The organism is Microbacterium sp. FG3, from assembly GCF_057809335.1.
Genome location: NZ_JBMDJT010000009.1, coordinates 1 through 25,218 on the forward strand (window position 1 = coordinate 1; position 25,218 = coordinate 25,218).

General features: G+C 71.3%; 21 protein-coding genes, 1 tRNA gene and 1 pseudogene. 5 read left to right on the forward strand and 18 right to left on the reverse strand.

The genetic code is table 11. The features are described from left to right. From ACODR5_RS04780 to ACODR5_RS04825, 10 genes and pseudogenes are all read right to left on the reverse strand, one after another. A partial coding sequence (locus tag ACODR5_RS04780; protein WP_488982898.1) for an IS5 family transposase occupies positions 1 to 320 on the reverse strand: 320 nt, incomplete at its 3' end. Positions 321 to 368: 48 nt separating this feature from the next. Further along, a pseudogene (locus tag ACODR5_RS04785) lies at positions 369 to 896 on the reverse strand (amino acid ABC transporter ATP-binding protein); the annotation flags it as partial. After that, entirely contained in the window at positions 893 to 1,747 is an 855-nt protein-coding gene (locus ACODR5_RS04790) for an amino acid ABC transporter permease (RefSeq protein WP_488982899.1), read from the reverse strand. The pseudogene ACODR5_RS04785 and the gene ACODR5_RS04790, both read right to left, overlap by 4 nt. A gap of 16 nt (positions 1,748 to 1,763) precedes the next feature. After that, the gene (locus ACODR5_RS04795) at positions 1,764 to 2,654 is read right to left on the reverse strand and encodes an ABC transporter substrate-binding protein (RefSeq protein WP_488982900.1); all 891 of its coding nucleotides are present in this window, start codon (positions 2,652 to 2,654) and stop codon (positions 1,764 to 1,766) included. 232 nt (positions 2,655 to 2,886) lie between these two features. Further along, the gene (ilvC, locus tag ACODR5_RS04800; protein WP_488982901.1) at positions 2,887 to 3,912 is read right to left on the reverse strand and encodes a ketol-acid reductoisomerase; all 1,026 of its coding nucleotides are present in this window, start codon (positions 3,910 to 3,912) and stop codon (positions 2,887 to 2,889) included. A 92-nt stretch (positions 3,913 to 4,004) separates the two neighbouring features. Continuing rightward, on the reverse strand, positions 4,005 to 4,514 hold the full coding sequence (gene ilvN / locus ACODR5_RS04805) for an acetolactate synthase small subunit (RefSeq protein ID WP_449853341.1): 510 nt from the start codon (positions 4,512 to 4,514) through the stop codon (positions 4,005 to 4,007). Position 4,515: 1 nt separating this feature from the next. After that, positions 4,516 to 6,309, reverse strand: a complete 1,794-nt coding sequence (locus ACODR5_RS04810) for an acetolactate synthase large subunit (RefSeq protein ID WP_488982902.1) — start codon at positions 6,307 to 6,309, stop codon at positions 4,516 to 4,518. Positions 6,310 to 6,356: 47 nt separating this feature from the next. Further along, the gene (gene ilvD, locus ACODR5_RS04815) at positions 6,357 to 8,069 is read right to left on the reverse strand and encodes a dihydroxy-acid dehydratase (protein ID WP_488982903.1); all 1,713 of its coding nucleotides are present in this window, start codon (positions 8,067 to 8,069) and stop codon (positions 6,357 to 6,359) included. Positions 8,070 to 8,146: 77 nt separating this feature from the next. Continuing rightward, the gene (gene otsB / locus ACODR5_RS04820; protein WP_488982904.1) at positions 8,147 to 8,938 is read right to left on the reverse strand and encodes a trehalose-phosphatase; all 792 of its coding nucleotides are present in this window, start codon (positions 8,936 to 8,938) and stop codon (positions 8,147 to 8,149) included. After that, complete coding sequence (locus ACODR5_RS04825; RefSeq protein WP_449853345.1) at positions 8,935 to 10,413, reverse strand: alpha,alpha-trehalose-phosphate synthase (UDP-forming); 1,479 nt, start codon at positions 10,411 to 10,413, stop codon at positions 8,935 to 8,937. Before ACODR5_RS04825 ends, otsB begins: the two co-directional genes overlap by 4 nt. 131 nt (positions 10,414 to 10,544) lie before the next feature. On the opposite strand from ACODR5_RS04825, the gene ACODR5_RS04830 reads away from it, so the two are divergent. The 3 genes from ACODR5_RS04830 (at position 10,545) to ACODR5_RS04840 (ending at position 12,265) form a co-directional block, all read left to right on the forward strand. After that, on the forward strand, positions 10,545 to 10,802 hold the full coding sequence (locus ACODR5_RS04830; RefSeq protein ID WP_488982905.1) for a hypothetical protein: 258 nt from the start codon (positions 10,545 to 10,547) through the stop codon (positions 10,800 to 10,802). A 72-nt stretch (positions 10,803 to 10,874) separates the two neighbouring features. Further along, entirely contained in the window at positions 10,875 to 11,408 is a 534-nt protein-coding gene (locus tag ACODR5_RS04835) for a hypothetical protein (protein ID WP_488982906.1), read from the forward strand. Beyond that, a complete protein-coding gene (locus ACODR5_RS04840) occupies positions 11,396 to 12,265 on the forward strand; it encodes a hypothetical protein (protein WP_488982907.1) in 870 nt (289 codons plus the stop codon). The genes ACODR5_RS04835 and ACODR5_RS04840 overlap by 13 nt, the downstream gene beginning before the upstream one ends. Before the next feature lie 154 nt (positions 12,266 to 12,419). Here the strand turns inward: ACODR5_RS04840 and ACODR5_RS04845 are convergent, their stop codons facing one another. Then, positions 12,420 to 13,688, reverse strand: coding sequence for a CDP-glycerol glycerophosphotransferase family protein (locus tag ACODR5_RS04845; protein WP_449853349.1), 1,269 nt, complete (start codon positions 13,686 to 13,688; stop codon positions 12,420 to 12,422). A gap of 109 nt (positions 13,689 to 13,797) precedes the next feature. Here ACODR5_RS04845 and ACODR5_RS04850 point away from each other — a divergent pair, with 109 nt between their 5' ends. Then, the gene (locus ACODR5_RS04850; RefSeq protein WP_488982908.1) at positions 13,798 to 14,910 is read left to right on the forward strand and encodes a glycosyltransferase family 2 protein; all 1,113 of its coding nucleotides are present in this window, start codon (positions 13,798 to 13,800) and stop codon (positions 14,908 to 14,910) included. A 22-nt stretch (positions 14,911 to 14,932) separates the two neighbouring features. Here the strand turns inward: ACODR5_RS04850 and ACODR5_RS04855 are convergent, their stop codons facing one another. From ACODR5_RS04855 to ACODR5_RS04865, 3 genes are read right to left on the reverse strand one after another with little or no spacing between them, the layout of a single operon-like run. Further along, entirely contained in the window at positions 14,933 to 16,363 is a 1,431-nt protein-coding gene (locus tag ACODR5_RS04855) for a CDP-glycerol glycerophosphotransferase family protein (protein WP_488982909.1), read from the reverse strand. Continuing rightward, complete coding sequence (locus ACODR5_RS04860; RefSeq protein WP_488982910.1) at positions 16,360 to 17,628, reverse strand: CDP-glycerol glycerophosphotransferase family protein; 1,269 nt, start codon at positions 17,626 to 17,628, stop codon at positions 16,360 to 16,362. The genes ACODR5_RS04855 and ACODR5_RS04860 overlap by 4 nt, the downstream gene beginning before the upstream one ends. A gap of 45 nt (positions 17,629 to 17,673) precedes the next feature. Then, entirely contained in the window at positions 17,674 to 19,182 is a 1,509-nt protein-coding gene (locus tag ACODR5_RS04865; RefSeq protein ID WP_460818329.1) for a S1C family serine protease, read from the reverse strand. Positions 19,183 to 19,310: 128 nt separating this feature from the next. On the opposite strand from ACODR5_RS04865, the gene ACODR5_RS04870 reads away from it, so the two are divergent. Further along, the gene (locus tag ACODR5_RS04870) at positions 19,311 to 20,513 is read left to right on the forward strand and encodes a pyridoxal phosphate-dependent aminotransferase (protein ID WP_488982911.1); all 1,203 of its coding nucleotides are present in this window, start codon (positions 19,311 to 19,313) and stop codon (positions 20,511 to 20,513) included. Positions 20,514 to 20,661: 148 nt separating this feature from the next. Here ACODR5_RS04870 and ACODR5_RS04875 read toward each other — a convergent pair whose 3' ends face one another. The 4 genes from ACODR5_RS04875 to ACODR5_RS04890 form a co-directional block, all read right to left on the reverse strand. After that, positions 20,662 to 21,462, reverse strand: coding sequence for a carbon-nitrogen hydrolase family protein (locus tag ACODR5_RS04875; RefSeq protein WP_488982912.1), 801 nt, complete (start codon positions 21,460 to 21,462; stop codon positions 20,662 to 20,664). Next, the gene (locus ACODR5_RS04880; protein WP_449853356.1) at positions 21,459 to 21,956 is read right to left on the reverse strand and encodes a DUF6328 family protein; all 498 of its coding nucleotides are present in this window, start codon (positions 21,954 to 21,956) and stop codon (positions 21,459 to 21,461) included. The genes ACODR5_RS04875 and ACODR5_RS04880 overlap by 4 nt, the downstream gene beginning before the upstream one ends. A 98-nt stretch (positions 21,957 to 22,054) precedes the next feature. Further along, positions 22,055 to 22,128 (reverse strand) — tRNA-Met (locus ACODR5_RS04885). 149 nt (positions 22,129 to 22,277) lie between these two features. After that, positions 22,278 to 25,187 (reverse strand): UPF0182 family membrane protein, encoded by a 2,910-nt coding sequence (locus ACODR5_RS04890; RefSeq protein ID WP_488982913.1) that lies wholly within the window; start codon positions 25,185 to 25,187, stop codon positions 22,278 to 22,280. Positions 25,188 to 25,218: the final 31 nt, after the last annotated feature.

A 25,218-nucleotide genomic window follows, 5' to 3' on the forward strand; every position in this document is an offset into this window, starting at 1 on the left:
TGCTGATGCACGCGCGCGATCGTGGAGTCGATCGAGACGACCCAGTCGATTTCCCCAGCGGCGTCGGCCTGCTTCTGCACCTCGGTGAGCAGCTTCTGCCAGGTGCCGTCCCCGGCCCACCGGTTGAACCGCTTGTAGATCGAGTTCCACTTCCCGAACCGTTCCGGAACGTCACGCCACGGCGCACCGGTCCGGTACTTCCACGCCATCCCCTCGATAGCGAGCCGGTGATCCGTCCACGGCCGCGACCGACCGGTCACCGTCGGCATCAACGGCTCCATCACGGCCCACACCTCGTCAGAGATCTCCTGTCGCGTCACCGTTCAAGACTCACCCACCGAGGAGCGGAACCTCTTGATCAACACGCCCTCGTCGAAGAGCATGAGCTCGGGCTTCATCGCGAGCGAGCGCGCGATCGCCACGCGCTGCTGCTGACCGCCCGAGAGCTCGTGCGGGTACGCGTCCATCCGGTGCGCCAGGCCCACGCGCGTCAGCAGCGCCCGCGCCTCCGCCTGCGCCTGCGCGCGCGGCACGCCGCGCACCCCGATCGGCCCCTCCGAGACGTTCTCGAGCGCCGTCATGTGGCCGAACAGGTTGAAGCGCTGGAAGACCATGCCGATCCTCTCGCGCCGCGCCGCGACCTCGCGCTCGCGCAGCTCGTAGAGCCGGCCGTTGCTCTCGCGGTAGCCCACGTGCTCGCCGGCCACGCGCAGCTCTCCCCCGTCGATCCGCTCGAGGTGGTTGATGCAGCGCAGGAACGTCGACTTGCCCGATCCGCTCGGGCCGATGAGGCACACGACCTCGCCGGGCGCGACCGCGAGGTCGATGCCCTTCAGCACCTCGTTGTCGCCGAAGCGCTTGCGCACGCCGACGGCCTGGACGAGCGGAGCGTTCATCGGGTCCTCCCCGGCAGGATGCGGCGCAGCACGTCGCCGACGCTCGACGCGTCGCTCACCGACGAGTACTCGAAGCGCCGCTCGATGAAGTACTGGCCGATGCTGAACACGGTCGTGAGGATCAGGTACCAGATCGACACCGTCAGCAGCAGCTCGACCACGAGCAGGTTGTTGGAGTAGATGCCCACCGCCGACAGCAGCAGCTCGCCGTACTGGATCGTGTAGGCCAGCGACGACGTCTTGAGCATGTTGATGAACTCGTTGCCCGTGGGCGGCACGATCACCCGCATCGCCTGCGGCAGCACGATCCGGCGCATGGTGCGTCCCGGCCGCATGCCGATCGACTTGGCGGCCTCCACCTGGCCCTTGTCGACCGACACGATGCCCGCGCGCACGATCTCGGCCATGTACGCGCCCTCGTTGATGCCGAGCCCCAGCAGGGCCGCGAGGAACGGCGTCATGATCGTGTTCGTGTCGACGGAGCCGGCGAACGGGATCCACACCTCGGGGAACACCAGCGACAGGTTGTACCAGAGCAGCAGCTGCACGAGCACGGGCGTGCCGCGGAAGAGCCACACGTAGCCGCCCGCCACCGCGCGCGCCACGGGGTTCGCCGACAGGCGCATGATCGCGGCCACGACGCCCAGCACGATGCCGAGCGCCTGCGCGGCGATGCTGATGAGCAGCGTGCCCGCCATGCCCTGCAGGATCGTCGGCACGGTGAGGAACCGCAGGGTCGCGTCGTACTGGATGTCGGCCTGCGAGAAGGCGTAGACGAGCGCGGCGAGCAGGACGAGCACCACGGCGCCCGTGATCCAGCGCCCCCAGTGCCGCACCGGGACCGTGGTCATCGTCCGCTCGTCCATGTCAGCCGCCGTTGATCGTGGCTTCGTCGACCGCGCCGAGCGGGGTCTCGTACTTCTCGATCAGCTCGCCGTACTCGCCGCCGTCGATCGCGGCCTGCACGGCCTGCTGGATCGCGTCGCGCAGCTCGGCGTCGTCCTTGCTCACGCCGATGCCCATCGGGCCGGCCTGCACCTGGTCGCCCACGACCTCGAAGTCCTCGCCGCCGCCCGACACCCGCGCGTTGTACGCGGCCACCGGGTAGTCCTGCATGCCCGCGACGGCGCGGCCGTTCTTCACCTGCAGCATCGCCTCGGTCTCGCGGTCGAACGAGAGGATCTCGATCGGCACCTGCCCCTCGGCCTCGCACGTAGCCGACTGGTCCTGCGCGTAGCCCTCCTGCACCGTGCCGCGCTGCACGGCGATCGTCCGCCCGCACAGGTCCTCGATGCCCGTGAGGCCCTCGGGGTTGCCCTTCGGGACGAGCAGGACGGCGCCGGCCATGTAGTAGTCGACGAAGTCGATCTCCTGCTGGCGCTCCTCGTTGTCGCTCATGCCCGAGACGATGATGTCGATGCGGCCCGAGTTCAGCTGCGTGATGAGGCTGTCGAAGACGACGTTGTTCCACTCGAACGGCACGCCCAGCTGCTCGCTCAGGATGTCGGTGAGCTCCTTGTCGAAGCCGAGGATCGTCGTGCCGTCCTCGTCGTAGTACTCCATCGGCGCGTACGCGATGTCGCCGCCGACCACGATCTTGCCGGCGTCCTTGATGTCCTGCGGCAGCGCGTCGTACAGGGGCGCCCCGGTGTCGACGGCCTGCTCGGGCGCGGCGCCCGCGCAGCCGGCGAGGACGAGGGCGGCGGTCGCGCCCGCGGCGGTCAGCGCCAGCGCGCGGCGAAGGGTGGGGATTCGCATGGACTTCCTCGTGGATCGATGACGCAAACCGCATCATTCTGCGCGGCCGGCGCTGGACCCCCGTGCGGACGCAGCACGGCCCCCGCGCCTCGTGAGCGCGGGGGCCGTGGTTGCGGTGGTCGCTTCATCTCCGGCCGCTAGCGCGGCCTCCGTTCAGCAACCGATGAGTGGAGCCCACCGGTTGCTGAACGGAGCGCCGCAGGCGCGGAGATGAAGCGACCAGCTGAAGCGATCAGCGCGCAGCGCTGCCCTCCACGTAATCGTCGTCGCTGTTCTTCCACGAGAACAGGGCGCGCAGCTCCTTGCCGGTGGCCTCGATGGGGTGCGACTCCTCCTTCTCGCGGAGGGCCTTGAACTCCGGCGCGCCGGCGTCCTGGTCGTCGATGAAGCGCTTCGCGAACGCGCCCGACTGGATGTCGGCGAGCACGTCCTTCATGCGCTGCTTCGTGTCGGCGTCGATGACGCGCGGGCCCGAGACGTAGTCGCCGAACTCGGCCGTGTCCGAGATGGACCAGCGCTGCTTGGCGATGCCGCCCTCCCACATGAGGTCGACGATGAGCTTGAGCTCGTGCAGCACCTCGAAGTAGGCGATCTGCGGCTGGTAGCCCGCCTCGGTCAGCACCTCGAAGCCCGCCTGCACGAGGTGGCTCATGCCGCCGCACAGCACGGCCTGCTCGCCGAACAGATCCGTCTCGGTCTCCTCGGTGAACGTCGTCTTGATGACGCCGGCGCGGGTGCCGCCGATCGCCTTCGCGTACGAGAGCGCGACGTCCCAGGCCTGGCCAGACGCGTCGTTCTCGACGGCGATGATGTCGGGGATGCCGCGGCCGGCCACGAACTCGCGGCGCACCGTGTGGCCCGGGGCCTTCGGCGCGACGAGGATGACGTCGACGTCGCTGGGCGCCTGGATGTAGCCGAAGCGGATGTTGAAGCCGTGCGCGAAGGCCAGCGTCTTGCCCGCCGTGAGCTTGGGGGCGATGCCCTCGGCGTAGATCGAGCGCTGGTGCTGGTCGGGCGCGAGGATCATGATGAGGTCGGCCCACTCGGTCGCGTCGGCGACCGACTTGACCTCGAAGCCGTCCTCCTGCGCCTTGGCCGTGGACTTCGAGCCGTCCTTGAGGGCGATGACGACCTCGACGCCCGAGTCGCGCAGGTTCTGGGCGTGGGCGTGGCCCTGCGAGCCGTACCCGACCACCGCGACCTTCTTGCCCTGGATGAGCGACAGGTCGGCGGCGGCGTCGTAGAGGATCTCGGTCACTGGTTCTCTCCTTGGGTGTTGCTGGTGGGCTTGCGGTGGTCGCTTCATCTTCGCGGCTTCGCCGCTTCGTTCAGCAACCGATGGAGTCGGGCTCAGCCGCGGAGGACGCGCTCGGTGATGGACTTGCCGCCGCGGCCCAGGGCGAGCAGGCCCGACTGGGCGAGCTCCTTGATGCCGAACGGCTCGACGGCCTTGAGGAACGCGTCGACCTTGCCCTTGTCGCCGGTCACCTCGATCACGAGCGCGTCGGGCGCGTAGTCGACCACGCGGGCGCGGAAGAGGTTCACGACCTCGAGCACGTTGGAGCGGCTCGTGTTGTCGGCCTTCACCTTGACGAGCATGTGCTCGCGCTGCACCGACGAGGCCGGGTCGAGCTCGACGATCTTGATGACGTTGACGAGCTTGTTCAGCTGCTTCGTCACCTGCTCGAGCGGCAGGTCGTCGACGTCCACGACCACCGTGATCCGCGACAGGCCGGGGATCTCCGTCACGCCCACGGCGAGGGAGTTGATGTTGAAGCCGCGGCGGGCGAACAGCCCGGCCACGCGGGTGAGCAGACCGGGGCGGTCCTCGACGAGCAGGCTCAGCACGTGCGTCGACATCTCAGGCCTCCTCGTCGAACGTCGGCGCGTTGTCCCGCGCGTACTGGATGTAGCTGTTGCTCACGCCCTGCGGCACCATCGGCCACACCATCGCGTCGGCGCTCACGACGAAGTCGATGACGACGGGCCGGTCGTTGATCGACAGCGCCTCCTGGATCGCCGCGTCCACCTGATCCTCGGTCTCCACGCGGATCGCGTGGCAGCCGTACGCCTCGGCGAGCTTGACGAAGTCGGGCACGCGGATCGATCCGGCGCCCGTGTTCAGGTCGGTGTTCGAGTAGCGGCCGTCGTAGAACAGCGTCTGCCACTGGCGCACCATGCCGAGCGAGGAGTTGTTGATGATGGCGACCTTGATCGGGATGTTGTTGATCGCGCAGGTGGCCAGCTCCTGATTCGTCATCTGGAAGCAGCCGTCGCCGTCGATCGCCCACACCACGCGATCCGGCTGGGCGACCTTCGCGCCCATGGCCGCCGGCACGGCGTAGCCCATCGTGCCGGCGCCGCCGGAGTTGAGCCACGCGTTGGGTCGCTCGTACTTGATGAACTGCGCCGCCCACATCTGGTGCTGGCCCACGCCGGCCGCGTACACGCCCTCGGGACCGGTGAGCTCGCCGATCCGCTGGATCACGTGCTGCGGCGCGAGCAGGCCGTCGCTCGTGGGCGTGTAGCCGAGCGGGTACTGGTCCTGCAGCCCGTGCAGGTAGGCCCACCACTCCTCGGTGTCGGCGCGCTCGGTGCCGCGCAGGGCGGCGTCGAGGTCGACGAGCACGTCCTTGAGGTCGCCCACGATGGGCACGTCGACGGCCTTGATCTTGCCGATCTCGGCGGGATCGATGTCGACGTGCACGATCTTGGCGTGCGGCGCGAACAGGCTCGCCTTGCCCGTGACGCGGTCGTCGAAGCGCGCGCCGAGGGCGACGACGAGGTCGGCCTCCTGCAGCGCGAGCACCGCGGGAACGGATCCGTGCATGCCGGGCATGCCGAGGTGCTGCGGGTGCGAGTCGGGGAACGCGCCGCGCGCCATGAGCGTGGTCACCACGGGCGCGCCGCTCGTCTCGGCGAGGGTGCGCAGCTCGGCCGAGGCCCGAGCGCGGATGACGCCGCCGCCCACGTACAGCACGGGCTTGCGCGCCTCGGCGATGAGCGACGCGGCGGCCTGGATCTGCTTGCCGTGCGCCTTCGTGACGGGCCGGTAGCCGGGCAGGTCGTACTTGGGCGGCCACGAGAACGTCATCTCGTTCTGCTGCGCGTCCTTCGTGATGTCGACGAGGACGGGACCGGGGCGCCCGGTCGTCGCGATCTCGTACGCCGCCGCGAGCGCGCCCGGGATGTCCTCCGCCGTGCGCACGAGGAAGGAGTGCTTCGTGATCGGCATCGTGATGCCCACGATGTCGGCCTCCTGGAACGCGTCGGTGCCCATCAGCGTCGAGAACACCTGGCCGGTGATCGCGAGCATCGGCACCGAGTCCATGTAGGCGTCGGCGATGGCGGTGACGAGGTTGGTCGCACCGGGGCCCGACGTCGCGATCGCGACGCCGAGCTTGCCGCTCGACGAGGCGTAGCCCTCGGCGGCGTGGCCGGCGCCCTGCTCGTGGCGCACGAGGATGTGGCGCAGCTTCTCGGCCGACATGAGCGGGTCGTAGACGGGCAGGATCGCGCCGCCCGGCAGACCGAACACGTCGGTCACACCGAGCATCTCGAGCGAGCGGACGACCGCCTCGGCGCCCGTGAGCACGGACGCGTTCGCGGTGCGGGCGGGCGGCCGGGGCACGGCCGGAGCGGTGTCGGATGACATGTGCATGCTTCCTGGATCTGATTGCGTGGGCTGCTCGCAGAGGCGCGTCAGCCCGTGACGGCGCCCTCCGCTGCGGAGCGGACGAGCTTCGAGTACTTCGCCAGAACGCCGCGGGTGTAGCGCGGGGGCAGGGGCTCCCAGCCGGAACGGCGGGATTCGAGCTCCGCGTCATCGACGAGTAGGTCGAGAGTGCGGGCCGCGATATCGACCCTGATCAGATCACCATCGCGCACGAAGGCGATGGGACCAGCGTCCACCGCCTCGGGTGCAATATGGCCGATGCACAGGCCGGTTGTGCCGCCGGAGAATCGACCGTCCGTCAAGAGTAGTACATCCTTGCCGAGCCCAGCGCCCTTGATGGCGGCGGTGATCGCGAGCATCTCGCGCATGCCGGGACCGCCCTTGGGGCCCTCGTAGCGGATGATCACGACGTCGCCCTTGTCGATCTCGCCGTTCGTGAGCGCGTCCATCGCCGCGCGCTCGCGCTCGAACACGCGGGCGGGGCCCTCGAACACCTCGGCGTCGAAGCCGGCGGTCTTCACGACGGCGCCCTCGGGCGCCAGCGAGCCGTTCAGGATCGTGAGGCCGCCGGTGGCGTGGATCGGGTTGTCGAGCGTGCGCACGACCTCGCCGTCGAGCGGGGCGACGTCGAGGGTCGCGAGGTTCTCGGCCACGGTCTTGCCGGTGACGGTGAGCGCGTCGCCGTGCAGCAGGCCGGCGTCGAGCAGCGCCTTCATGACGACGGGCATGCCGCCCACGCGGTCGAAGTCCTGGGCCACGAAGCGGCCGAACGGTTTGACGTCGGCCAGGTGGGGCGAGCGCTGGCCGATGCGGGTGAAGTCGTCGAGGGTGAGCTCGACGCCCGCCTCCTTCGCGATCGCGAGCAGGTGCAGCACCGCGTTGGTCGATCCGCCCAGCACCATCGCCACGGTGACGGCGTTCTCGAACGCCTTCTTCGTGAGGATGTCCTTGGTCGTGATGCCCTTGCGCAGCATCTCGACAACGGCCTCGCCCGAGCGGTGCGCGTACATGTCGCGGCGGCGGTCGGCGCTCAGCGGCGTGGACGAGCCGGGCAGGCTCATGCCGAGCGCCTCGGCGATGCACGCCATCGTGTTGGCCGTGTACATGCCGCCGCAGGCGCCCTCGCCCGGCGCGAAGCCGCACTCGATCTTCTTGAGGTCGGCCTCGCTCATCTGGCCCGCCTTGCAGGCGCCGACGGCCTCGAACGAGTCGATGATCGTGATGGTCTTCTCGGTGCCGTCCTCGAGCTTCACCCAGCCGGGGGCGATCGAGCCGGCGTAGAGGAAGACGCTCGCGAGCTCGAGGCGGGCCGCGGCCATGAGCATGCCGGGCAGCGACTTGTCGCAGCCGGCCAGCAGCACGGTGCCGTCGAGGCGCTCGCCCATCACGACGGTCTCGACGCTGTCGGCGATGACCTCGCGGCTCACGAGCGAGAAGTGCATGCCCTCGTGGCCCATCGAGATGCCGTCCGAGACGCTGATCGTGCCGAACTGCAGCGGGTAGCCGCCTCCGGCGTGCACGCCCTCCTTCGAGGCCTGCGCGAGGCGGTCGAGGCTCAGGTTGCACGGCGTGATCTCGTTCCAGCTCGACGCGATGCCGATCTGCGGCTTCTCCCAGTCGTCGTCGCCCATGCCGACAGCGCGGAGCATGCCCCGGGAGGTCGTGGCCTCGATGCCGTCGGTGACGGCGCGGCTGCGGGGCTTGATGTCGATGGATGCGCTGGGGACTGCTTCGGCCATGATCCCGAGTCTAGAGCCGCCCGAACCGCGCCCCGCGCCCGGTGCGCGATCCGCTCGGGCGCGCCCGCGACGGGCTGTCAGGATGCCCGCAGATCCGCAAGTTCGGCGAGCAGGTCGGCGAATTCGCGGGCGGCCTGCACGCGCACGGAGGCCGACGTCTCCCCCGAGCCCACGCGCACCCCGAGGTCGGCGGGCTCGAGGCTCGCCAGGGCGTCCTCGTCGGTCACGTCGTCGCCCGCGAAGAGCACGGCGGTCGCCCTGGTCTGCTCGCGCAGCCGCGCGACGGCGGCGTCCTTGCCCTCGTGCCGCCACGTGTACTCCACGAGGTCGTGCCCGGCGCGGCGCCGCCAGCCCGGCGCCTCGCGCGCCACGAGCGCGTCGATCACGCCCTGCACGCCGTCGGCCATGTCGCGGGGCGTCAGGCGCGTGTGCACCGCGAAGCCCACCGACTTGTCCTCTATCCACGCGCCCTCGATGCCGTCGACGAGCTCCTTCGCCTCGGCCGCCAGGCGTGCCAGCAGCTCGCGCTCGTGTGTGTCGTCGGGCTCGTCGTCCGCGGGCACCTCCACGTCGGCGGGCCGCCAGTACTCCACGCCGTGCGATCCGGCCAGCCACACGCGCGAGGCGTCGTCGTGCTCGGCGATGATCCGCAGGTGCGGCAGGCTGCGGCCCGAGACGTACGCGACGATCGTGTCGGGCAGATCCGCCAGCCGCCGCACCGCCTCGGCGGCCTCGGGCAGCGCCCGCGACGTCATCGGGTCGTCCTGCAGCGGCGCGAGCGTGCCGTCGAAGTCGAGCGCGACGAGGAGTCGCTCGGTGTGGGCGATGCGCGGCAGCGCCGAGCGCCAGTCCGTCTGCGGTTGCGTCATTCGCGGGGCTTCTTCCTGAGGGTCGGCTTCACTTTCACTTCCGGCGGGATCGGGGCGCCGGTGGCCCGCGCGTGCCGGATGGCGTCGACCGCCTTGAGGAAGCTCTGCCCCCAGGCCTCGACGTCGTTCTCGAGCACGTTGCGGCGCAGCGCGCGCATGCGGCGCGACTGCTCGGCCGTCGGCATGTTGATGGCGCGCAGGATCGCCTCCTTCATGCCATCGATGTCGTGCGGGTTCACGAGCAGCGCGCTGCTGAGCTCATCGGCGGCGCCGGCGAACTCGCTCAGCAGCAGCACGCCCCGGTTGTCGGTGCGCACCGCCACGTACTCCTTGGCGACCAGGTTCATGCCGTCGCGTAGCGCCGTGATGAGCATGACGTCGGCGGCCAGGTACAGCGCGACCATCTCCTCGCGCGGGAAGCCCTGGTGCAGGTACCGGATGGCGGTGTGGTGCATCGTGTCGTAGTCGCCGTTGATGCGGCCGACCGTCAGCTCGATCTCGTCGCGCAGATCCTGATACGCCTCGACGCCGGGGCGGCTGGGGCTCGCGATCTGCACGAGCGTGACCTCGCCGACCGTGACCTTGCCGTCGTCCAGCAGCTCGCCGAACGCCTTGAGGCGGTGCCGGATGCCCTTGGTGTAGTCGAGCCGGTCGACGCCGAGCAGGATCTTGTCGGGGTTGCCCAGCTGCTCGCGGATCTCGGCCGCGCGCGCCCGCACCTCGGGGCGCTGCGACAGCTCGATGAAGGCCTGCGCGTCGATCGAGATGGGGAACGGCGCGGCGATCACGTTGCGCGAGCCGCCCTCGGGCGTCGGCACGGTGATCTCGCTCGCCCGCGTCGGGTAGCGGAAGATCCGCCGCACCGAGCGCTGGAAGTTGCCCGCATCGGCCACGCGCTGGAAGCCCAGCACGTCGGCGCCCAGCAGGCCCTCGAGCACCTGCCGACGCCACGGCAGCTGCGAGTACAGGCCGTATGCCGGGAAGGGAATGTGGTGGAAGTACCCGATCGTCAGATCGGGGCGCAGCTCGCGGAGCATCTGCGGCACGAGCTGCAGCTGGTAGTCCTGCACCCACACGAAGCCCTCGTGCTCCGCCACCTCCGCGGCGGCCTCGGCGAAGCGGCGGTTCACCCGCACGTACGCGTCCCACCACGAGCGCCGGTACACCGGCGCGGCGATGACGTCGTGGTAGAGCGGCCAGATGGTGCCGTTCGAGAAGCCCTCGTAGTAGTCCTTGAGCTCCTGGGCCGACAGCCGCACGGGCACGAGGACCGTGCCCTCGAACTCGAAGGGCTCCATCTCGAGGTCGGCCCTGCCGCCCCAGCCCACCCACGCGCCGTCGGTCTTGGCCATCACCTGCTCGAGAGCCGTGACGAGCCCCCCGGGAGATCGCCGCCAGGTCTCGGTTCCGTCGGGCTCCGTGACCCGGTCCACCGGCAGGCGATTGGCGACCACCACGAGATCGGCCTTCTGCATGACTCTGTCTCCTCGTACCGGGATTCGTCCTTCGCGCCGGGTCGGCATTCGCCCCGGGACGGTCGTTGTGCCGGTATCGCCAGGCTAACAGCGAGGGCGTGTCGGGCATGTTGCGCGCTAGCGTGGTTGACATGGGGATGCGGAAGTATGTAGCAGGAACCGGGATCGTCGGTGCGGTGCTCAGCGGCGTCTCGCTGCTCCGCGGCGCCGGCGAGCGGCCGTTCACGTGGCGGGTCGCGCTGCAGTGGGTGAGCTGGGGCATCACGTTCGCGCTGGCCGTGGGCACGATCCTCGACATCCGCAAGGCGTCGCGCGGGCGCATGGTGCCCGATGACTCGCCCATCCACGGCAAGGAGTCGCGGTACTACCGGGCGGGCGCCGCGAAGTAGCTCGCGCGTCCGGCGCCGCGGGGCTGTGGAGAGCCTCTGCGGGGATCGCGCGCGCTCGCTACCGTGTGTGGCATGTCGCGCCGGTCACTCGCTCTGGCTCTGCTCGCAGGCCTCGCCCTTGCACTGGCCGGGTGCGCCGCCGCGCCCGAGCCCGAGCCGACGCCGACCGGGTTCGCGAGCGAGGAGGAGGCCTTCGCCGCGGCCGAGGAGACGTATCGGGCGTATGTGGAGGCGGAGAACGCCGTCGACCTGAGCGATCCCGAGACCTTCGAGCCGGTCTATGCGCTTACGACGGGCGATTCGCTCGCCTCCGCCCGCGAACAGCTCACCTCATTTCACGCCGAGCGCCTGACGCGCACTGGAAGCACCAAGATCGTGATCCTCGAACCGCGCTCCGCTGATGTCGAAGCGGGCACAGCGGTGATGGACGTTTGCCTGGATGTCTCCGAGATCGACGTTGTCGACCCAAGCGGGCAGTCGGTCGTCAGAGACACCCGACCCGACGTCCAGTCGCTTCGCGTCTCCTTCGTCCTACCCGAGCGCGGCGATGCCATGCTGATCGAGCAGACCGAGGGCAGAGAGGACGGCCCGTCATGCGACGGCTGACCGTCGCTGTCGCGGCAGGCGTGCTCGTCGGGCTAATGCTGACGGCGGCGCCGATCGCGGTGCAGTCCGCGAGCGCCTGCGAGTTCGCGTCGTGGATCGACCAGTGCACTTCATCCAACAACGGATCCGAGGTCGCGCTGGAGGGCTCCGTGACGCGTCCCGGTAGCGGCGGTGGCTCGTCGGAGTCCGGCAGTGGCACGCAGCCGATCGCCGGCGACGGAGACGGCGTCGGTGAGGCCGCACCGCCGCAACGCGACCCGCGGTGGGGACGATGCCGCGACGACCAGACCTCCCCACGCGCCGACGGCCTCTGCTGGCAGGACTACGCCCCCGAACCACCCGCCGAGCAGACCGAAGACGCGCCGATCATCCCCGCCGTGCAGGCCACCGACGTCGCCCGATTCGCCCCCGCCACCCCCGCCATCGGCACCGAACCCGACGGCGTCGCCGTCGTCGGCATGCCCATGAACGTCCTCGTCACCGCCACCGCCCACACCGCCACCGGCACCCTGTTCGACCTGCCCGTGTCCGTGCAGTTCACCCCCGTCCAGGCACGCATCGACTACGGCGACGGCACCACCAAGACCGTCCCCCTCGGCAGCGGCACCTGGGAACAACTCGGCCAGCCCGACTTCACCCCCACCGACACCAGCCACGCCTACAGCGCCCGCGGGCACTACCCCGTCACCGCCACCGTCCTGTCCGAAGCCGTCGTCGACTTCGGACCCTGGGGCACCCGCCCCGTCGAAGGCCTCGTCGCCTCACCGCCCGCCACCCGCACCATCCAGGCCGTCACCGCCCACACCGGCCTCGTGAAGTACACCTGCCACGAGAACCCCACCGGCCCCGGCTGCTGACCCGAGGCGGAGGTGCGGTGGTCGCTTCATCTCCGCGGCCTCCGGCCGCTCCGTTCAGCAACCGATCCGGTGCGACCTGGCGGATCCCGCGAGCTTGCGGTGGTCGCTTCATCTCCGCGGCCTCCGGCCGCTCCGTTCAGCAACCGATCGGGGGTCAGTCCTCGCCCTCGTCGTCCTCTTCGTCCGAGGCGGGCTCCTCCGTCGATCCCGCGTGCCACGTGTCCCACTCGCGCATGAGGTGCTCGATCGCCGCGTGGAAGCGGGCGGTCGGCGCGCCGGGCGAGGTGTCGCCGAAGTAGTGGCGCACCCAGTGCTGCAGCCGCTCGGTCGCCTCCGCGTCGCCGCGCACGCGCTCGACCTGTGCGATCACATCCGCCGCGTCGGCGGCGTCGAGCCACTCGCAGGCGCCGAGGTACCCGCCCTCGTCCACCTGCGCGCGCTCGTCCGCCGGCCGCGTCACGAGGAGCGGCTTGCCCGCGGCGAGACGGTCGTAGACCATCGCCGAGATGTCGACGATCGCCACGTCCGCCGCCGCCAGCTGCCAGCCCAGCTCCGGCCGGTCGTCGTACACGTGGTGCGCCGACGGATCGGCCTGGTTCGCGGCGCGGATGGCCCGGATGATCCGCCGGTTCGCCTCGCCGAACGCCGCGTCCACCACCCCGCTGCGCGGATGCGGGCGGTAGATGAGGCGGTAGCGCGGATCGGCCAGCAGCGCCGCGGCGAGCGCCTCGCCGTGCGAGAGGACCGACCCGTAGTGGGCGGCGGGGCGGTCGCCTTCCCACGTGGGCGCGTACAGCACCACGGTGCGGTCATCGGGCTCGTACGGCACGACGCCCGAGTAGTGGTCGGCCTGGGGCCGGCCGATCTCGATCGTGCGCCGCTCCACGTCGTAGTCCCACAGCGTGCGCGAGAGGCGATCGCGCGCGGCCTGGCCCGCCACCAGCGCGTAGTCGTACGCCTTGTACTGGTTGGTGGTCATGTACATCTTGTCGGACTCGCCGTGGTTGATGAACACGTGCCAGCGGCGCCCGTAGCGGAACATCTGGAAGTTGCGCGTGTTCTGGTTCACGTACAGCACGACGCGGATGTCCTGCCGGCGCAGCAGCCGCTCGATGCCGCGCACCTCCGGGGTGTAGGCCACCGGCAGCGCGCCGTCGGCGATGAGCGCGCGCGCCCCCGCCGCGTTGCGCGCGATGACGAGCACCGGCCACGTCTTCGCCAGCTCCTGCAGCGGCTTGTACCACTGGCGCATCTGGTACATGTTCACGTCGCTGTCGGCGAAGTACACGGCGACCCGGTACCGATCGCGCTCGAGCGGGCCACGCTCGCTCAGCGCGGATCGGACCGCCCGGTACGCGCTGCGACCTCGCAGCGCCTTGCGCACCAGCGCGACGGCCCTCTTCGCATCGTTCACGACTCCCACGCGCTCCACGCTATCCGGGCGGACTGGATTCGCCCTGGGACGGGTGCCGCCCGGGCGCGCCTCAGCATCATCACGGGAGCGGCATGCCGGCCCGTGCGATGATCGAGCCATGCACAGCGTCCCGGAGACCGGCCGCGCCCGCGTCCCCCGGCGCAGCGCCCCGGTGCCCCCGCCCGGCAGCGGCGTCTCGTTCGTGATGCCCGTGCTCAACGAGCGCGCGTACCTGCGGCGCGCCGTCGAGACCGTGCTCGAGCAGGAGGTCGACGGCCCCGTCGAGCTGGTGCTGGCGCTCGGCCCGTCGTCGGACGGCACGAACGACCTCGCGCGCCAGCTGGCCGAGGAGGACGAGCGGATCGTGCTCGTCGACAACCCCGCCGCCGACATCCCCGTTGGCCTGAATCGCGCCATCGGCGCCAGCCGGCACCCGACGATCGTGCGCGTCGACGCGCACTCCGAGCTCGCTCCCGGATACACGGCCCGCGCGCTCGAGACGCTGCGCCGCACCGGCGCGGCCAACGTGGGCGGGGTCATGCACGCCGAGGGGCGCACGCCCTTCCAGCGCGCGGTGGCGCGGGCCTACAACTCCCCCATCGGCCTGGGCGGCGGCGCGTACCACGGCGGCCGGCGCGAGGGCGAGGCCGAGTCGGCCTACCTGGGCGTCATGCGCCGCGCCGTGATCGAGGAGGTCGGCGGCTTCGACGAGACGATCCGCCGCGGCGAGGACTGGGAGCTGAACCTGCGGATCCGCTCCGCCGGCTACCGGGTGTGGTTCGATCCCGAGCTCTCGGTGACGTACTGGCCCCGCGACAGCTGGGTGCGCCTCGCCCGGCAGTTCCACGCCACGGGCACGTGGCGCGGCGAGCTCGTGCGCCGCTACGGGCTGCGCAACTCCCTGCGGTTCTTCGCACCTCCCGTGCTCGTGCTCGCGGTGCTCGCCGCGATCGTGCTCGGTGCGCTGCAGCTCACGCGCGCGCTCTCGGGGCTGTGGGCGGTGATCGCATCGGTGCTGTACCTGCCGGTACTGGCCTACATCGGCCTCGTCGCCGTGGTGGCGGCCGGCAGGGGCGGAGGCACGGGCTGGCGCGACAAGCTGTGGACCCTCACCGTGCTGCCCACGATGCACCTCGCGTGGGGCGTGGGCTTCCTGCGCGGCGTGCTGCGCGGCGCCCACGACACGGTCGACACCTCGCGCCTCTCCGGACGCAACACCCCGCTGCCGTAGGCCGGCCGGCCGGCGGACCGCGTCAGGCGCGGTCGAGGAAGCCCTGGTCGAACAGGCGGGCGACGACGCGCTCGGACGCGCGGCCGTCGTCGCGCGCGTTGAACTGGCGCCGCCACGCGTCGTACCGCCCGGCGTAGGCCGCCGGGTCGTCTCCGAGCGCCCCGAGGAGCTCGTCGTACGTGCGCACGAGCGGGCCGGGCGCCCGCGCCGCGAGGTCGAAGTAGAAGCCGCGCAGCCGGCCCCGGTAGTGCTCGAGGTCGGGCACGAGGAAGTACATCGGCTTGCCGGTGACGGAGTAGTCGAACATCACCGAGGAGTAGTCGGTCACGAGCGCGTCGGCCACGAGCAGCAGGCTGGCTGTGTCGGGGTAGCCCGTGACGTCGACGACGCGGGGGCCCGTGACGTCCTGGCCGGGCCGCAGCGTGCGGGAGTGCCCGCGCACGAGCACGACGGATCCCGTGTCGGCCGCGAGTCGGGCGGGATCGATGAAGTCGACCATCTCGAGCCGGTCGTCCCGCCACGTGGGCGCGTACAGCAGCACCCGCTCGTCCGGCCCGATCCCGAGCGACGCGCGCGCTTCGTCGCCCCCACCGGTCACGAGCACGTCGTTGCGCGGATAGCCCTCGACCCACACCGGGCGACCGAGGAAGGCGTATGCCTTGCGCAGGATGCGCTCGGCGTACGTGTTCTGCGCGAGCAGCACGTCCCACCGTCGCGACTCCTTGACGACCGCGCCCCACCGCCGCGGCTGGAAGCCCGGCCGATGCAGCGCGAGCCGCTTGAGCGGCGTGCCGTGCCACGTCTGCAGCACGCGCTGCCCCGCGCGGCGCGCGTAGCGCCGGCGCAGCCAGTCGTTGACGACGAGCAGCCGCGCCGCGCCCCGCGCGCGCCACCACTCCGGCGTGCCCTCCACGACGGCGGTCGCACCCTCCGGAACCCGCACCGAGCGGTCGACCACGCTCCAGTACCGGGTCACTCCGGGCGCCACGCGCGAGAGCTCACGGTCGATCGCGAGCGGGTTGCAGCCCGCCGCGCTGCCGTAGAAGCTCTCGAAGAACACGGCGTTCTCGAGCGGCGTCTCGTGCGTGGCGTACCGCAGCTCGAGCGCTCGCTGACCCTCGGGCGAGTCGTACGCCGGGTCGATCGGCGCGCCGATCTCCACCTCGCTCTCGACCGCCGAGGCGCGCAGCCCCGGCAGCATCGTGAGCGGCAGGCTCAGGGCCACGCGCTGCCCGGCGATCTCGACCCGGTAGGTGCCCGACGGCAGCGGCAGCGCCGGTCCGCCCCAGCGCGAGACCGTGAGGGCGAAGCGCGCCTTCCACGTCTTGCCGCGCCCCGTGAGGCGCCCGGTCACCGCGGCGCGGGGGCCGGTGAGGGTCGCACTCTCCGGCCGAGGCCCCTCGCCCTCGATGAGAAGCTCGGGTCCGTCGGGGATGAACCGGGCCGTCGTCATTCGCTGCCTTCCGTCGGCGGTCCGCTCCGCCCATCCAGTCGCGCCCGCACGATGTCGTACAGGCGGCGCGTGTTCCGTCCGTCACGATACGCGTGCACGCGGGCGCTCAGCGCCTCGGACCGCGCCACGCGCTCCGCCCGCGCGCGCGGATCGGCGAGCACCGCGTCCAGCTGCGCGAGCAGCTGCGGCCACGTGCGGGACGGATCGGGCCCTGCCACGTCGGCGTAGGTGCCGTAGAAGCCGCGCCGCGCGGCGTAGTCGTCCTCGTCCGGCGCGAGGAACAGCACCGGCAGCGGCACGAGCCCCGCGTCGTACGCGAGCGACGAGTAATCGGTCACGAGCACGTCCACGCCGGGCAGCGCCGCCGTGATGTCGCCCAGCACATCGGATCCGAGCGCGCGCACCCGATCCGTCGCGAACGGCGGCACGTACTCGCCCGCCCCCAGCCGGTGCGAGCGCACGAGCAGCACGGCGTCGTGGCGCTCGAGGGCGTCTCGGACCCGCTCCCAGTCGGCCGCCGTCGGCACGGCCGGATCCGGCGCCCCGTCGCGCCACGTGGGCGCGTACAGGACGACGGGCGTGGTGTCCTCGAGAGGCCCCGCGGCCGCGCGCAGCGCCGCGCGGGCTCGGTCGCGCCGCTCGGCGGCGGTGCCGGCCGAGAGCGGGTCGACCCGCGGCTCCCCCGTCACGACGACGCGGTCGCCGGGCAGGCCGAAGGCCGACTCCAGGCGGCCGCGCACGAGGTGCGAGGCGGCCGGCAGCACGTCGATCCGCCGCTGCGACGCGCGGTACAGCAGGCCGAGCAGGCGGCTGATCGCGCCCGCGGCGACGGGGATCGGGCTGCGCAGCGTCTCGGGCGAGTCGAGGCCGATGCGCTTGAGCGGGATGCCGTGCCACAGCTGCACGACGAACGCGCCGGAGACGGCGTACGGGTTCACATCTCCCAGCCCGTATGCCACGACGAGCACCCGCGCGCGGGCCGTCGCCCAGAACCCGCGCAGCGAGTCGCGCCGCAGCGTGGGGATGCCGGCCTCGGCGGCGGCGCGCTCCTCCGCGTCCGAGCGGACGAGCCACACGGCGTCCACGCCCTCGGCCGCCGCCACCCGCCACAGCGCGAGCGGCCCGTCGCCGATGCCGGCGCCACAGCCGAAGACCCAGCGCCGGCCGCGCCGCACGACGAGGGTGACGAGGCGTCCCAGCAGGTACAGGGGCGCACGCAGCAGCTTCGCCGCGTTGCCCGCACCGAACGAAAACGAAGACGCCACTTCGCGAGACTATCTCGCGAAGCGGCGTCTTCCTCGAAGGGCGCCCTACTCGAGCGTGCCCAGCGTGACGTCGACCGTGTGCGCCTCGCCGTCGCGCACATAGGTGAGCGTGGCGTCGCTGCCGCCCGCGGCCGCGCGCACCTGGGCGGTGAGGTCGGTGGAGCTCGTGATCGGCACGCCGTTGAACTCGGTGACGATGTCGCCCTCGCGCAGCCCCGCCTCGGCCGCCGCGCCGCCGCGCACCAGCTCGGCGATCAGGGCGCCCTCGATCTCGGCGTCCTCGTAGGCCGCCGCGCTCGTCACGCTCGCCCCGAGCAGGCCGTGGCTGGCCGTGCCGTTCTCGATGATCTCGCCCGTGACCCGCTCGACCACGTTGGACGGGATCGAGAAGCCGATGCCGACCGATCCGGACTCCTCCGTGGTGCTGCCCGACGCCGTCGCGATCGCCACGTTGATGCCGATCAGCTGCCCCTCGGAGTTCACGAGCGCACCGCCGGAGTTGCCCGGGTTGATGGCGGCGTCGGTCTGGATCACCGCGATCGAGATGGTCTCGTTCGCGTTGCCCTGGTTCTCCTGCCCCGGGATGTCGAAGAAGAACGGCGAGTCCTCCCCCGATCCCCCGTCCGAGTCCTGCGGCTCGTCCGGGCTGTCGGGCGCGGCCGCCGAGGCGATCTGGATGCTGCGGTTGAGCGCACTCACGATGCCCGTGGTCACGGTGTTCGGCAGCCCGAGCGGCGCGCCGATCGCGACCGTCGTGTCGCCCACGTTCAGCTTCGACGAGTCGGCGAACTCGATGGGCGTCATGCCCTCGGCGCCCTCGAGCTTGATGACGGCCAGGTCGTAGACGGGGTCGGTGCCGACGATCTCGGCGTCGTAGATGCGCCCGTCCGAGTCGGTGACGCGGATGGTGCCGTCGGCCGACGCGCCACCGAGGGTGACCACGTGCGTGTTCGTCACGACGTAGCCGTCCTCGCTGAGCACCACGCCGGTGCCGCTGCCGCCCGAGTCGCCGGTCGTCACCGAGATCGTCACGGTGCTCGGCAGCGCCTCGGTCGCGATGGCCGTGGCCTCGTTCACCGATCCGGGGTTGTTCACCGTGATGGACGACGGGCTGTCCGATCCGCCGGTGGCCGCGGGCGTCGCCCACAGCTGCGTCCCCACGTACGTGCCACCCAGTCCCGACGCCCCGCCGACGACGGCGGCCGCCAGCAGCGCGCCCACGAGCAGCCCCCCGCGGCGCTTCTTCTCGGCGGGCCGGTCCTCCGGCGCGCCCGCCCGCACGCCGTCCCCCGGCGCGTCCGCGCCCACGCGGTCCTCGGGCGCGATGAACGGCGGCAGCTCGGCGGTCGCGCCGGTCAGCGGCACCGTCGGGTGCTCGTCGGCCCGAGCGGAGGCCCACGACGGCGAGAACGTCGGCGGCGCCGCGTGCCGGGCGGCCGCGTCGGCGGCCGACATCATCGGCCGCGGCGGGACCACGTGCGACGCGCGCGCCTCGGGCGTGCCGTTCTCAGCCGATGCGCTGTCGTTGCCGGCGCCGGGTACCTGGTTGTCCATCGGGTGCTCCTTCTGACGAGTCCCCTCCAGGGTGATCCGTCAACCTTTGCGCTTGCTATGTCCCGCTTCTGACGTCTCCGTGAGGGGTCGAGGGCCGCCCCTCGCGGCCCCGACGGTAGCCTGGGACGATGCGATCCGTACCCGGTGCCTGGCGGCGCACCGCCGCCGGTGCAGGACTCCTCGGCGGCGACGGCTCGGTCGCCGCCACCATCTTCGCAGAGATGTCGGCCCTCGCGGCCCGCACGGGCGCGGTCAATCTGGGCCAGGGCTTCCCCGACGAGGACGGGCCCGCCGAGGTGCTCGAGGCCGCCAGGCGCGCGATCGCCGACGGCGCCAACCAGTACCCGCCGGGCCGCGGCGTGCCCGCGCTGCTCGAGGCCATCGCGGCGCACCAGCGCCGCTTCTACGGCATCGAGCTCGACCCCGCCACCGAGGTGCTCGTGACGGCCGGCGCCACGGAGGCGCTCGCGGCGGCGCTGCTCGCGCTCGTCGACGGCCCCGAGGACGAGGTCGTCGTGTTCGAGCCGTACTACGACTCCTACGCGGCGTGCGTGGCGCTGTCCGGCGCCACGCTGCGCACCGTGCCGCTGCGCGCGCCCGGATTCCAGCCCGACCTCGACGAGCTGACCGCCGCCGTCACCGACCGCACGCGCGTGATCCTCGTGAACGATCCGCACAACCCCACGGGCGCGGTCTTCTCGGCCGAGACGCGCGCGCACATCGCGCGGCTCGCCGAGCGTCACGACGCGATCATCCTCACCGACGAGGTCTACGAGCACCTCGTGTTCGGCGAGCGGCACGTGCCGATCGCCACGCTGCCGGAGGCCCGCGAGCGCACGCTCACGATCTCGTCGGCGGGCAAGACGTTCCGCACCACCGGATGGAAGATCGGCTGGATCACGGGGCCGGCCGATCTGCTCACCGCCGTGCTCACCGTGAAGCAGTACCTGACGTACGTGAACGGCTCGGCGTTCCAGCCGGCGATCGCCGTGGGGCTGAGGCTGCCGGACGCGTTCTTCCGCGGGCTCGCCGACGACATGCGCCGCAAGAAGGACGTGCTGGGCGCCGGGCTGCGCGCCGCCGGGTTCGAGGTGTTCGACCCGCAGGGCTCGTACTTCACGGTCGCCGACGCCGCGCCGCTGGGCGCGACCGACGCCGCCGAGTTCTGCCGCGCGCTGCCGCAGCGGGCCGGCGTGGCCGGCGTGCCGCTCACGGCGTTCGTCACGCCCGCGCGCCGGGCCGAGTGCGCCACGCTCGTGCGCTTCGCGGCCTGCAAGCGCATCGAGGTGCTCGAGGACGCCGCCGCGCGCCTGCAGGCGGCCTTCGCCTGAGCCGCTGAGCTTGCCGTGGTCGCTTCATCTCCGCGGCCTGCGGCCGCTCCGTTCAGCAACCGATCGGGTAGCGCTCATCGGTTGCTGAACGAAGTGAGCGTCAGCGAACGAAGATGAAGCGACCACCGCAAGCGTGCCCGCCGGGGGGTCAGCGCGGCTCGACGCGGTAGCGGCGCAGCTCGAGGGCCGGGTTGACCCGGCGGGTGCGGACGATCGCCTCGCGGTCCAGCCACGCTACGGCCAGCCCGGGCTCGGGCCCGAGGCCGGCGAGCGTCACGCCCTGCGGATCGAGCACGGCCGAGCGGCCGACGCCGATCGGGGCCGGATGGTCGGCCGCGACCACGAAGATCGTGTTCTCGATCGCGCGCGCCGCGAGCAGCGTCGTCCAGTGGTGCTCCTTGAGCGGGCCGCGCACCCACTCCGCCGGCACGAGCAGCACATCGGCGCCCGCGTCGACGATCGTGCGCGAGATCTCCGGGAAGCGCAGGTCGTAGCAGGTCATGAGCCCGAAGGTCAGGCCGTCGATCGCGAACGTCTGCGGCTCGTGCGGCGCGCCGGGCTCCACCCACTCCGACTCGCGCTGCCCGAACGCGTCGTACAGGTGCTGCTTGCGGTACAGCGCCACGACGCCGGAGCCGTCCACGGCCACGGCGGTGTTGCGCACCCGGCCGTCGCCGGCCTGCTCGATGAGCCCCGCCACGAGCGTCATGCCGAGCTCGCCCGCCAGCGCCGCCAGCCGCGCCGTGAAGGGCCCGTCGACCGGCTCGGCGTGGCGCGCGAGGGTCGGATCCATCGGGTTCACGAAGTAGCTCGAGTACTCGGGGAACAGCGCCACGCGCGCACCGCGCTCCCGCGCCTCGCGCGCGAGCCGCTCGATCTCGGCGAGGTTGGCCGCCTTGTCGGCGCCGGGCGCGAACTGGCCCGCCGCCACGCCCACCGATCCGCTCATGACTCCCCTCCCGTCCGGCGCGCCCGCAGCAGCAGCGGCGCGACGAACCACAGCACCACGACGAACGCGGCCAGCACCGATCCGGCGATCCAGGCGGCGGTGTCGCCGAGGACCACCTCGAACACGAATCCCACGACGCCCACGAGCAGCGCCGAGACGATGAGCAGGGCCGTCAGCAGCGCCGCGTGCCCGTAGGAGACCACGGTGCGCTTCATGCCGCCGCGGAAGGCGATGCGGTGCAGCGCCACCGGCGCGAGGGCGATGACGGCGCTCAGGCCCGCCAGCACGATGAGCACGAGGTAGAACACGCGCTGCCCGGGGTTCAGCTCGGCGAACGCCGGCTGGAACGCCAGAGCGAGCAGGAAGCCCGTGAGGATCTGCGTGCCGGTCTGCAGCACGCGCAGCTCCTGCAGCGCCTCGATCCAGTTGCGGTCATCGCGCTCCGCGGGCGTCTCGTTGCGGTGCGGCGCGCTCTGCTCGGCCGGGCTGGACATGCGCCCATCCTCGCACGCGAAGGCCCACGGCGGCCCCGCGCGGGCCGCCGCCAGGCAAAGCAGAAGGCCCGGATCCAAGCGGATCCGGGCCTTCTTTGTTGCGGGGGCAGGATTTGAACCTGCGGCCTCCGGGTTATGAGCCCGGCGAGCTACCGAACTGCTCCACCCCGCGGCACAAGAGACAAGCCTAGCACGGGTTTTCGGAGTGCGCCAATCGGGCCCGATCCCCCACCCGGTGAGACAGCAACTGCGCGCCGAGACGGTGGTCAGAAGCCACTGTCTCGGCGCGCAGATGCTGTTTCGCGGAGGGTCGGACGAGGGTTATTCCTCGGTGCCCTCCGGGGCCGCCTCGAGGTCGAACAGGCGCTGCAGGGCGTCCATGAGGCGCTCGTCGGCCTCGGCATACGCGACCATGTCGCCCTCCTCCAGCGCGGCGTTCTTCGCCTCCAGTGCCTCCGCGGCGTCCGCGAGGGCGGCCTCGCGGGCCTCCGCCTCGGTCGGGTCGGCCGTGCCGCCCTGATCGGGATCCGTCGCGCCCTCGGTCGGATCGACGGGATCGATGTCCTCGTCGCCCGTCTCGGATCCGGAGTCTCCCCCGAATATCGCGTCCAGCGCTTCGGCCAGGGTGTTCTCGAAGGCGATCTCGTCGCCGAACGCCACGAACACCTTCTGCAGGCGCGGGAACGACGTGCCGGTCTTCGACTGCACGTACACCGGCTCCACGTACAGGAAGCCGCCGCCGACCGGGAGGGTCAGCAGGTTCCCGAGCACGAGCTCCGAGTCGCCGATCTGCAGCTGGTTGCGCTCGTCGGCGCTGGCCGGGTCGGCGTTGAAGTTGTTCTGCATCTGGCCGGGTCCGGCCACGGTCGTGTCGCTCGAGACCTCGAGGAGCCGCAGCTCGCCGTAGCCCTCGCGCTTCGCGCCCGGCTCGGAGCCGGCATCCGCGTCGACGGAGAGATAGCCGAGCAGCACGTTGCGGCTGTTCTCGCCCGTCCCCGGCGGGATGAACGACGTGAACAGCGAGTACGACGGCTCGTCCTGATCCGGCATCCGCATCGTCAGGTAGTACGGCGGCTGCTTGACCGCGTCGTCCTGAGGATCGGCGGGCGTGGCCCAGATGTTGTCGCGGTTGTAGAAGCTGGCCGCGTCCTCCACGTGGTAGGTGCCGAGCATGGCGCGCTGCACCTTGAACAGGTCGGTCGGGTAGCGCACGTGGCTCATGAGCTCGCTGCTCATCGCGTCGAGCGGCTCCACCGTGGCGGGGTACACCTTCTGCCACGCCTGGAGGACCGGGTCCTCCTCCTCCCACGCGTAGAGCGTGACCGATCCGTCGTACGCGTCGACGGTCGCCTTGACCGAGTTGCGGATGTAGTTGATCTCGTCGATCAGCAGCTGCGGCTGGGGCACGTTCGAGTCGCTGATGGCGTCCGACAGGCTCACGGTCGACGAGTACGGGTACGAGGCGCTCGTCGTGTACGCGTCGACGATCCACACGACGCGGCCGTCGACGACGCTCGGGTACGGGTCGCTGTCGATCGTGAGGTACGGCGCCGCCTTCTGCACGCGCGTGGCGGGATCGCGGTCGTAGAGGATCTGCGACTCCTCGTTCACGTACTGCGAGAGGAAGATCTCCTCCGACTGGAACTTCAGCGCGTACACGATCTTGTTCAGCAGATTGCCGACGTTCGGCCCGCCGTCCCCCTCGAACGTCGTGCGGGTCTGGTTCGACTCGTCCCCGCGCGCGTAGTCGAGCTCGCGCGGCTCCGCGCCCTCCGGCGCGCCCACGATCGAGTACTCGGGCGAGCTCTCGCCGAAGTAGATGCGCGGCTCGTACTCCATCTCGCTGAACACGCCCGTCGACGGGATGCCGTTCTCGAGGAAGACGGGACCGCCGTCGGCCGTGCGCTCGTTGCCCTTCATGGCCACGAGCCCGTAGCCGTGCGTGTAGACCGTGGCGACGTTCTCCCACGTCTGGCTCTCGAGCTGGCCCTGGTTCAGCTCGCGGACGGCCACGACGGTGTCCTGCGACTCGCCGTCGATCTCGTAGCGGTCCACGTCGAGGTTGGGCTGGAAGGAGTAGTACGGGAACCGCTGCTCGAGCTGGCGGACCGTGGGGCTCACGACGCCCGGATCCATCAGGCGCAGCGAGGCGGTCGTCTCGGCGTCGTCGCGCAGCTGACCGGCCTCGGTCGTCGTCTCGGCCCGGTACTCCGTGGTGCTGATGTCGTCGATTCCGTAGGCCTCGCGCGTCATGTCGACGTTGCGCTGGTAGTACTCGCGCTCCATCGAGAGCTGGTTCGGCTGCACCTGGATGGTGTTGACGACCCACGGGTAGCCGATGCCCACGACGAGCGCCGTGACGAGCAGCAGCGCCGTGCCCGCCAGCGGCAGGCGCCAGCGGCCGATGATCGCGGTGACGATGAACAGGGCGGCCACGACGATCGCGGCGATGGAGAGGATCGTCAGACCGGGGATCTGCGCGTTCACGCCCGTGTAGCCGGGACCGGTGATGCGGTCGTTCGGCGCCACGAGGGTGTTGAAGCGGTCGAGGAACAGGCTCACGGCCTGGAGGAGGATGTAGACCGCGGCGGTCACCGCGATCTGGATGCGCGCCGGCTTCGAGATGCGCAGCTCGCCCTGGCCGATGCGGACCGAGCCGTACAGGTACGACACGATCGCCGTCATCACGAAGCTGAGCAGCACGGCGGCGGAGGCGAACGCCACCACGCCGGTGTAGAACGGCATGGCGAACATGTAGAAGCCCGTGTCGATGCCGAACTCGGGGTCGACCTCGCCCGTCGACACGCCGTTGAGCCACAGCGCCGCCGACTCCCACTGCGCCGAGGCGGCGAAGCCGGCGAAGAAGCCGAAGAACACGGGGATGCCCCACATCGCGAGGCGACGCAGCGGCTCGACGACCTCCTGGTAGCGGTCCAGCTGCGAGCTGAGGCGCGCGTACACGGGCCGCATGCGGTAGGCGAGGAAGATCGACGCCCAGATCGGCGCGGCCATGCCGACGAAGCCGATCACGAACATCAGCGCCCGCCCCGTCCACTGCGTCAGCAGCACGGAGTCGAATCCCAGCTGCTCGTACCAGAGGAAGTCGGCGTACAGCGTCGCGAAGACGAAGAACGCTCCGACGAGCGCGGCGATCACGACGAGCGAGATCGTCACCACGCGTCGGAAGGGACTGGGAGCTGTGGCCGGCGTCGGCGCTGAGGTCGAGGTCACCCTGTCATCCTAGGCGGGCCGAAACGGCCGG

What these genes read in the sequence shown, in the direction of transcription:
- ACODR5_RS04790 (WP_488982899.1), bottom strand. Translation starts at nt 1,747, where the DNA reads ATGACCACGGTCCCGGTGCGGCACTGGGGGCGCTGGATCACGGGCGCC.
- ACODR5_RS04795 (WP_488982900.1), bottom strand. Translation starts at nt 2,654, where the DNA reads ATGCGAATCCCCACCCTTCGCCGCGCGCTGGCGCTGACCGCCGCGGGC.
- ilvN (WP_449853341.1), bottom strand. Translation starts at nt 4,514, where the DNA reads ATGTCGACGCACGTGCTGAGCCTGCTCGTCGAGGACCGCCCCGGTCTG.
- ACODR5_RS04810 (WP_488982902.1), bottom strand. Translation starts at nt 6,309, where the DNA reads ATGTCATCCGACACCGCTCCGGCCGTGCCCCGGCCGCCCGCCCGCACC.
- ilvD (WP_488982903.1), bottom strand. Translation starts at nt 8,069, where the DNA reads ATGGCCGAAGCAGTCCCCAGCGCATCCATCGACATCAAGCCCCGCAGC.
- otsB (WP_488982904.1), bottom strand. Translation starts at nt 8,938, where the DNA reads ATGACGCAACCGCAGACGGACTGGCGCTCGGCGCTGCCGCGCATCGCC.
- ACODR5_RS04825 (WP_449853345.1), bottom strand. Translation starts at nt 10,413, where the DNA reads ATGCAGAAGGCCGATCTCGTGGTGGTCGCCAATCGCCTGCCGGTGGAC.
- ACODR5_RS04830 (WP_488982905.1), top strand. Translation starts at nt 10,545, where the DNA reads ATGGGGATGCGGAAGTATGTAGCAGGAACCGGGATCGTCGGTGCGGTG.
- ACODR5_RS04835 (WP_488982906.1), top strand. Translation starts at nt 10,875, where the DNA reads ATGTCGCGCCGGTCACTCGCTCTGGCTCTGCTCGCAGGCCTCGCCCTT.
- ACODR5_RS04840 (WP_488982907.1), top strand. Translation starts at nt 11,396, where the DNA reads ATGCGACGGCTGACCGTCGCTGTCGCGGCAGGCGTGCTCGTCGGGCTA.
- ACODR5_RS04850 (WP_488982908.1), top strand. Translation starts at nt 13,798, where the DNA reads ATGCACAGCGTCCCGGAGACCGGCCGCGCCCGCGTCCCCCGGCGCAGC.
- ACODR5_RS04855 (WP_488982909.1), bottom strand. Translation starts at nt 16,363, where the DNA reads ATGACGACGGCCCGGTTCATCCCCGACGGACCCGAGCTTCTCATCGAG.
- ACODR5_RS04865 (WP_460818329.1), bottom strand. Translation starts at nt 19,182, where the DNA reads ATGGACAACCAGGTACCCGGCGCCGGCAACGACAGCGCATCGGCTGAG.
- ACODR5_RS04870 (WP_488982911.1), top strand. Translation starts at nt 19,311, where the DNA reads ATGCGATCCGTACCCGGTGCCTGGCGGCGCACCGCCGCCGGTGCAGGA.
- ACODR5_RS04875 (WP_488982912.1), bottom strand. Translation starts at nt 21,462, where the DNA reads ATGAGCGGATCGGTGGGCGTGGCGGCGGGCCAGTTCGCGCCCGGCGCC.
- ACODR5_RS04880 (WP_449853356.1), bottom strand. Translation starts at nt 21,956, where the DNA reads ATGTCCAGCCCGGCCGAGCAGAGCGCGCCGCACCGCAACGAGACGCCC.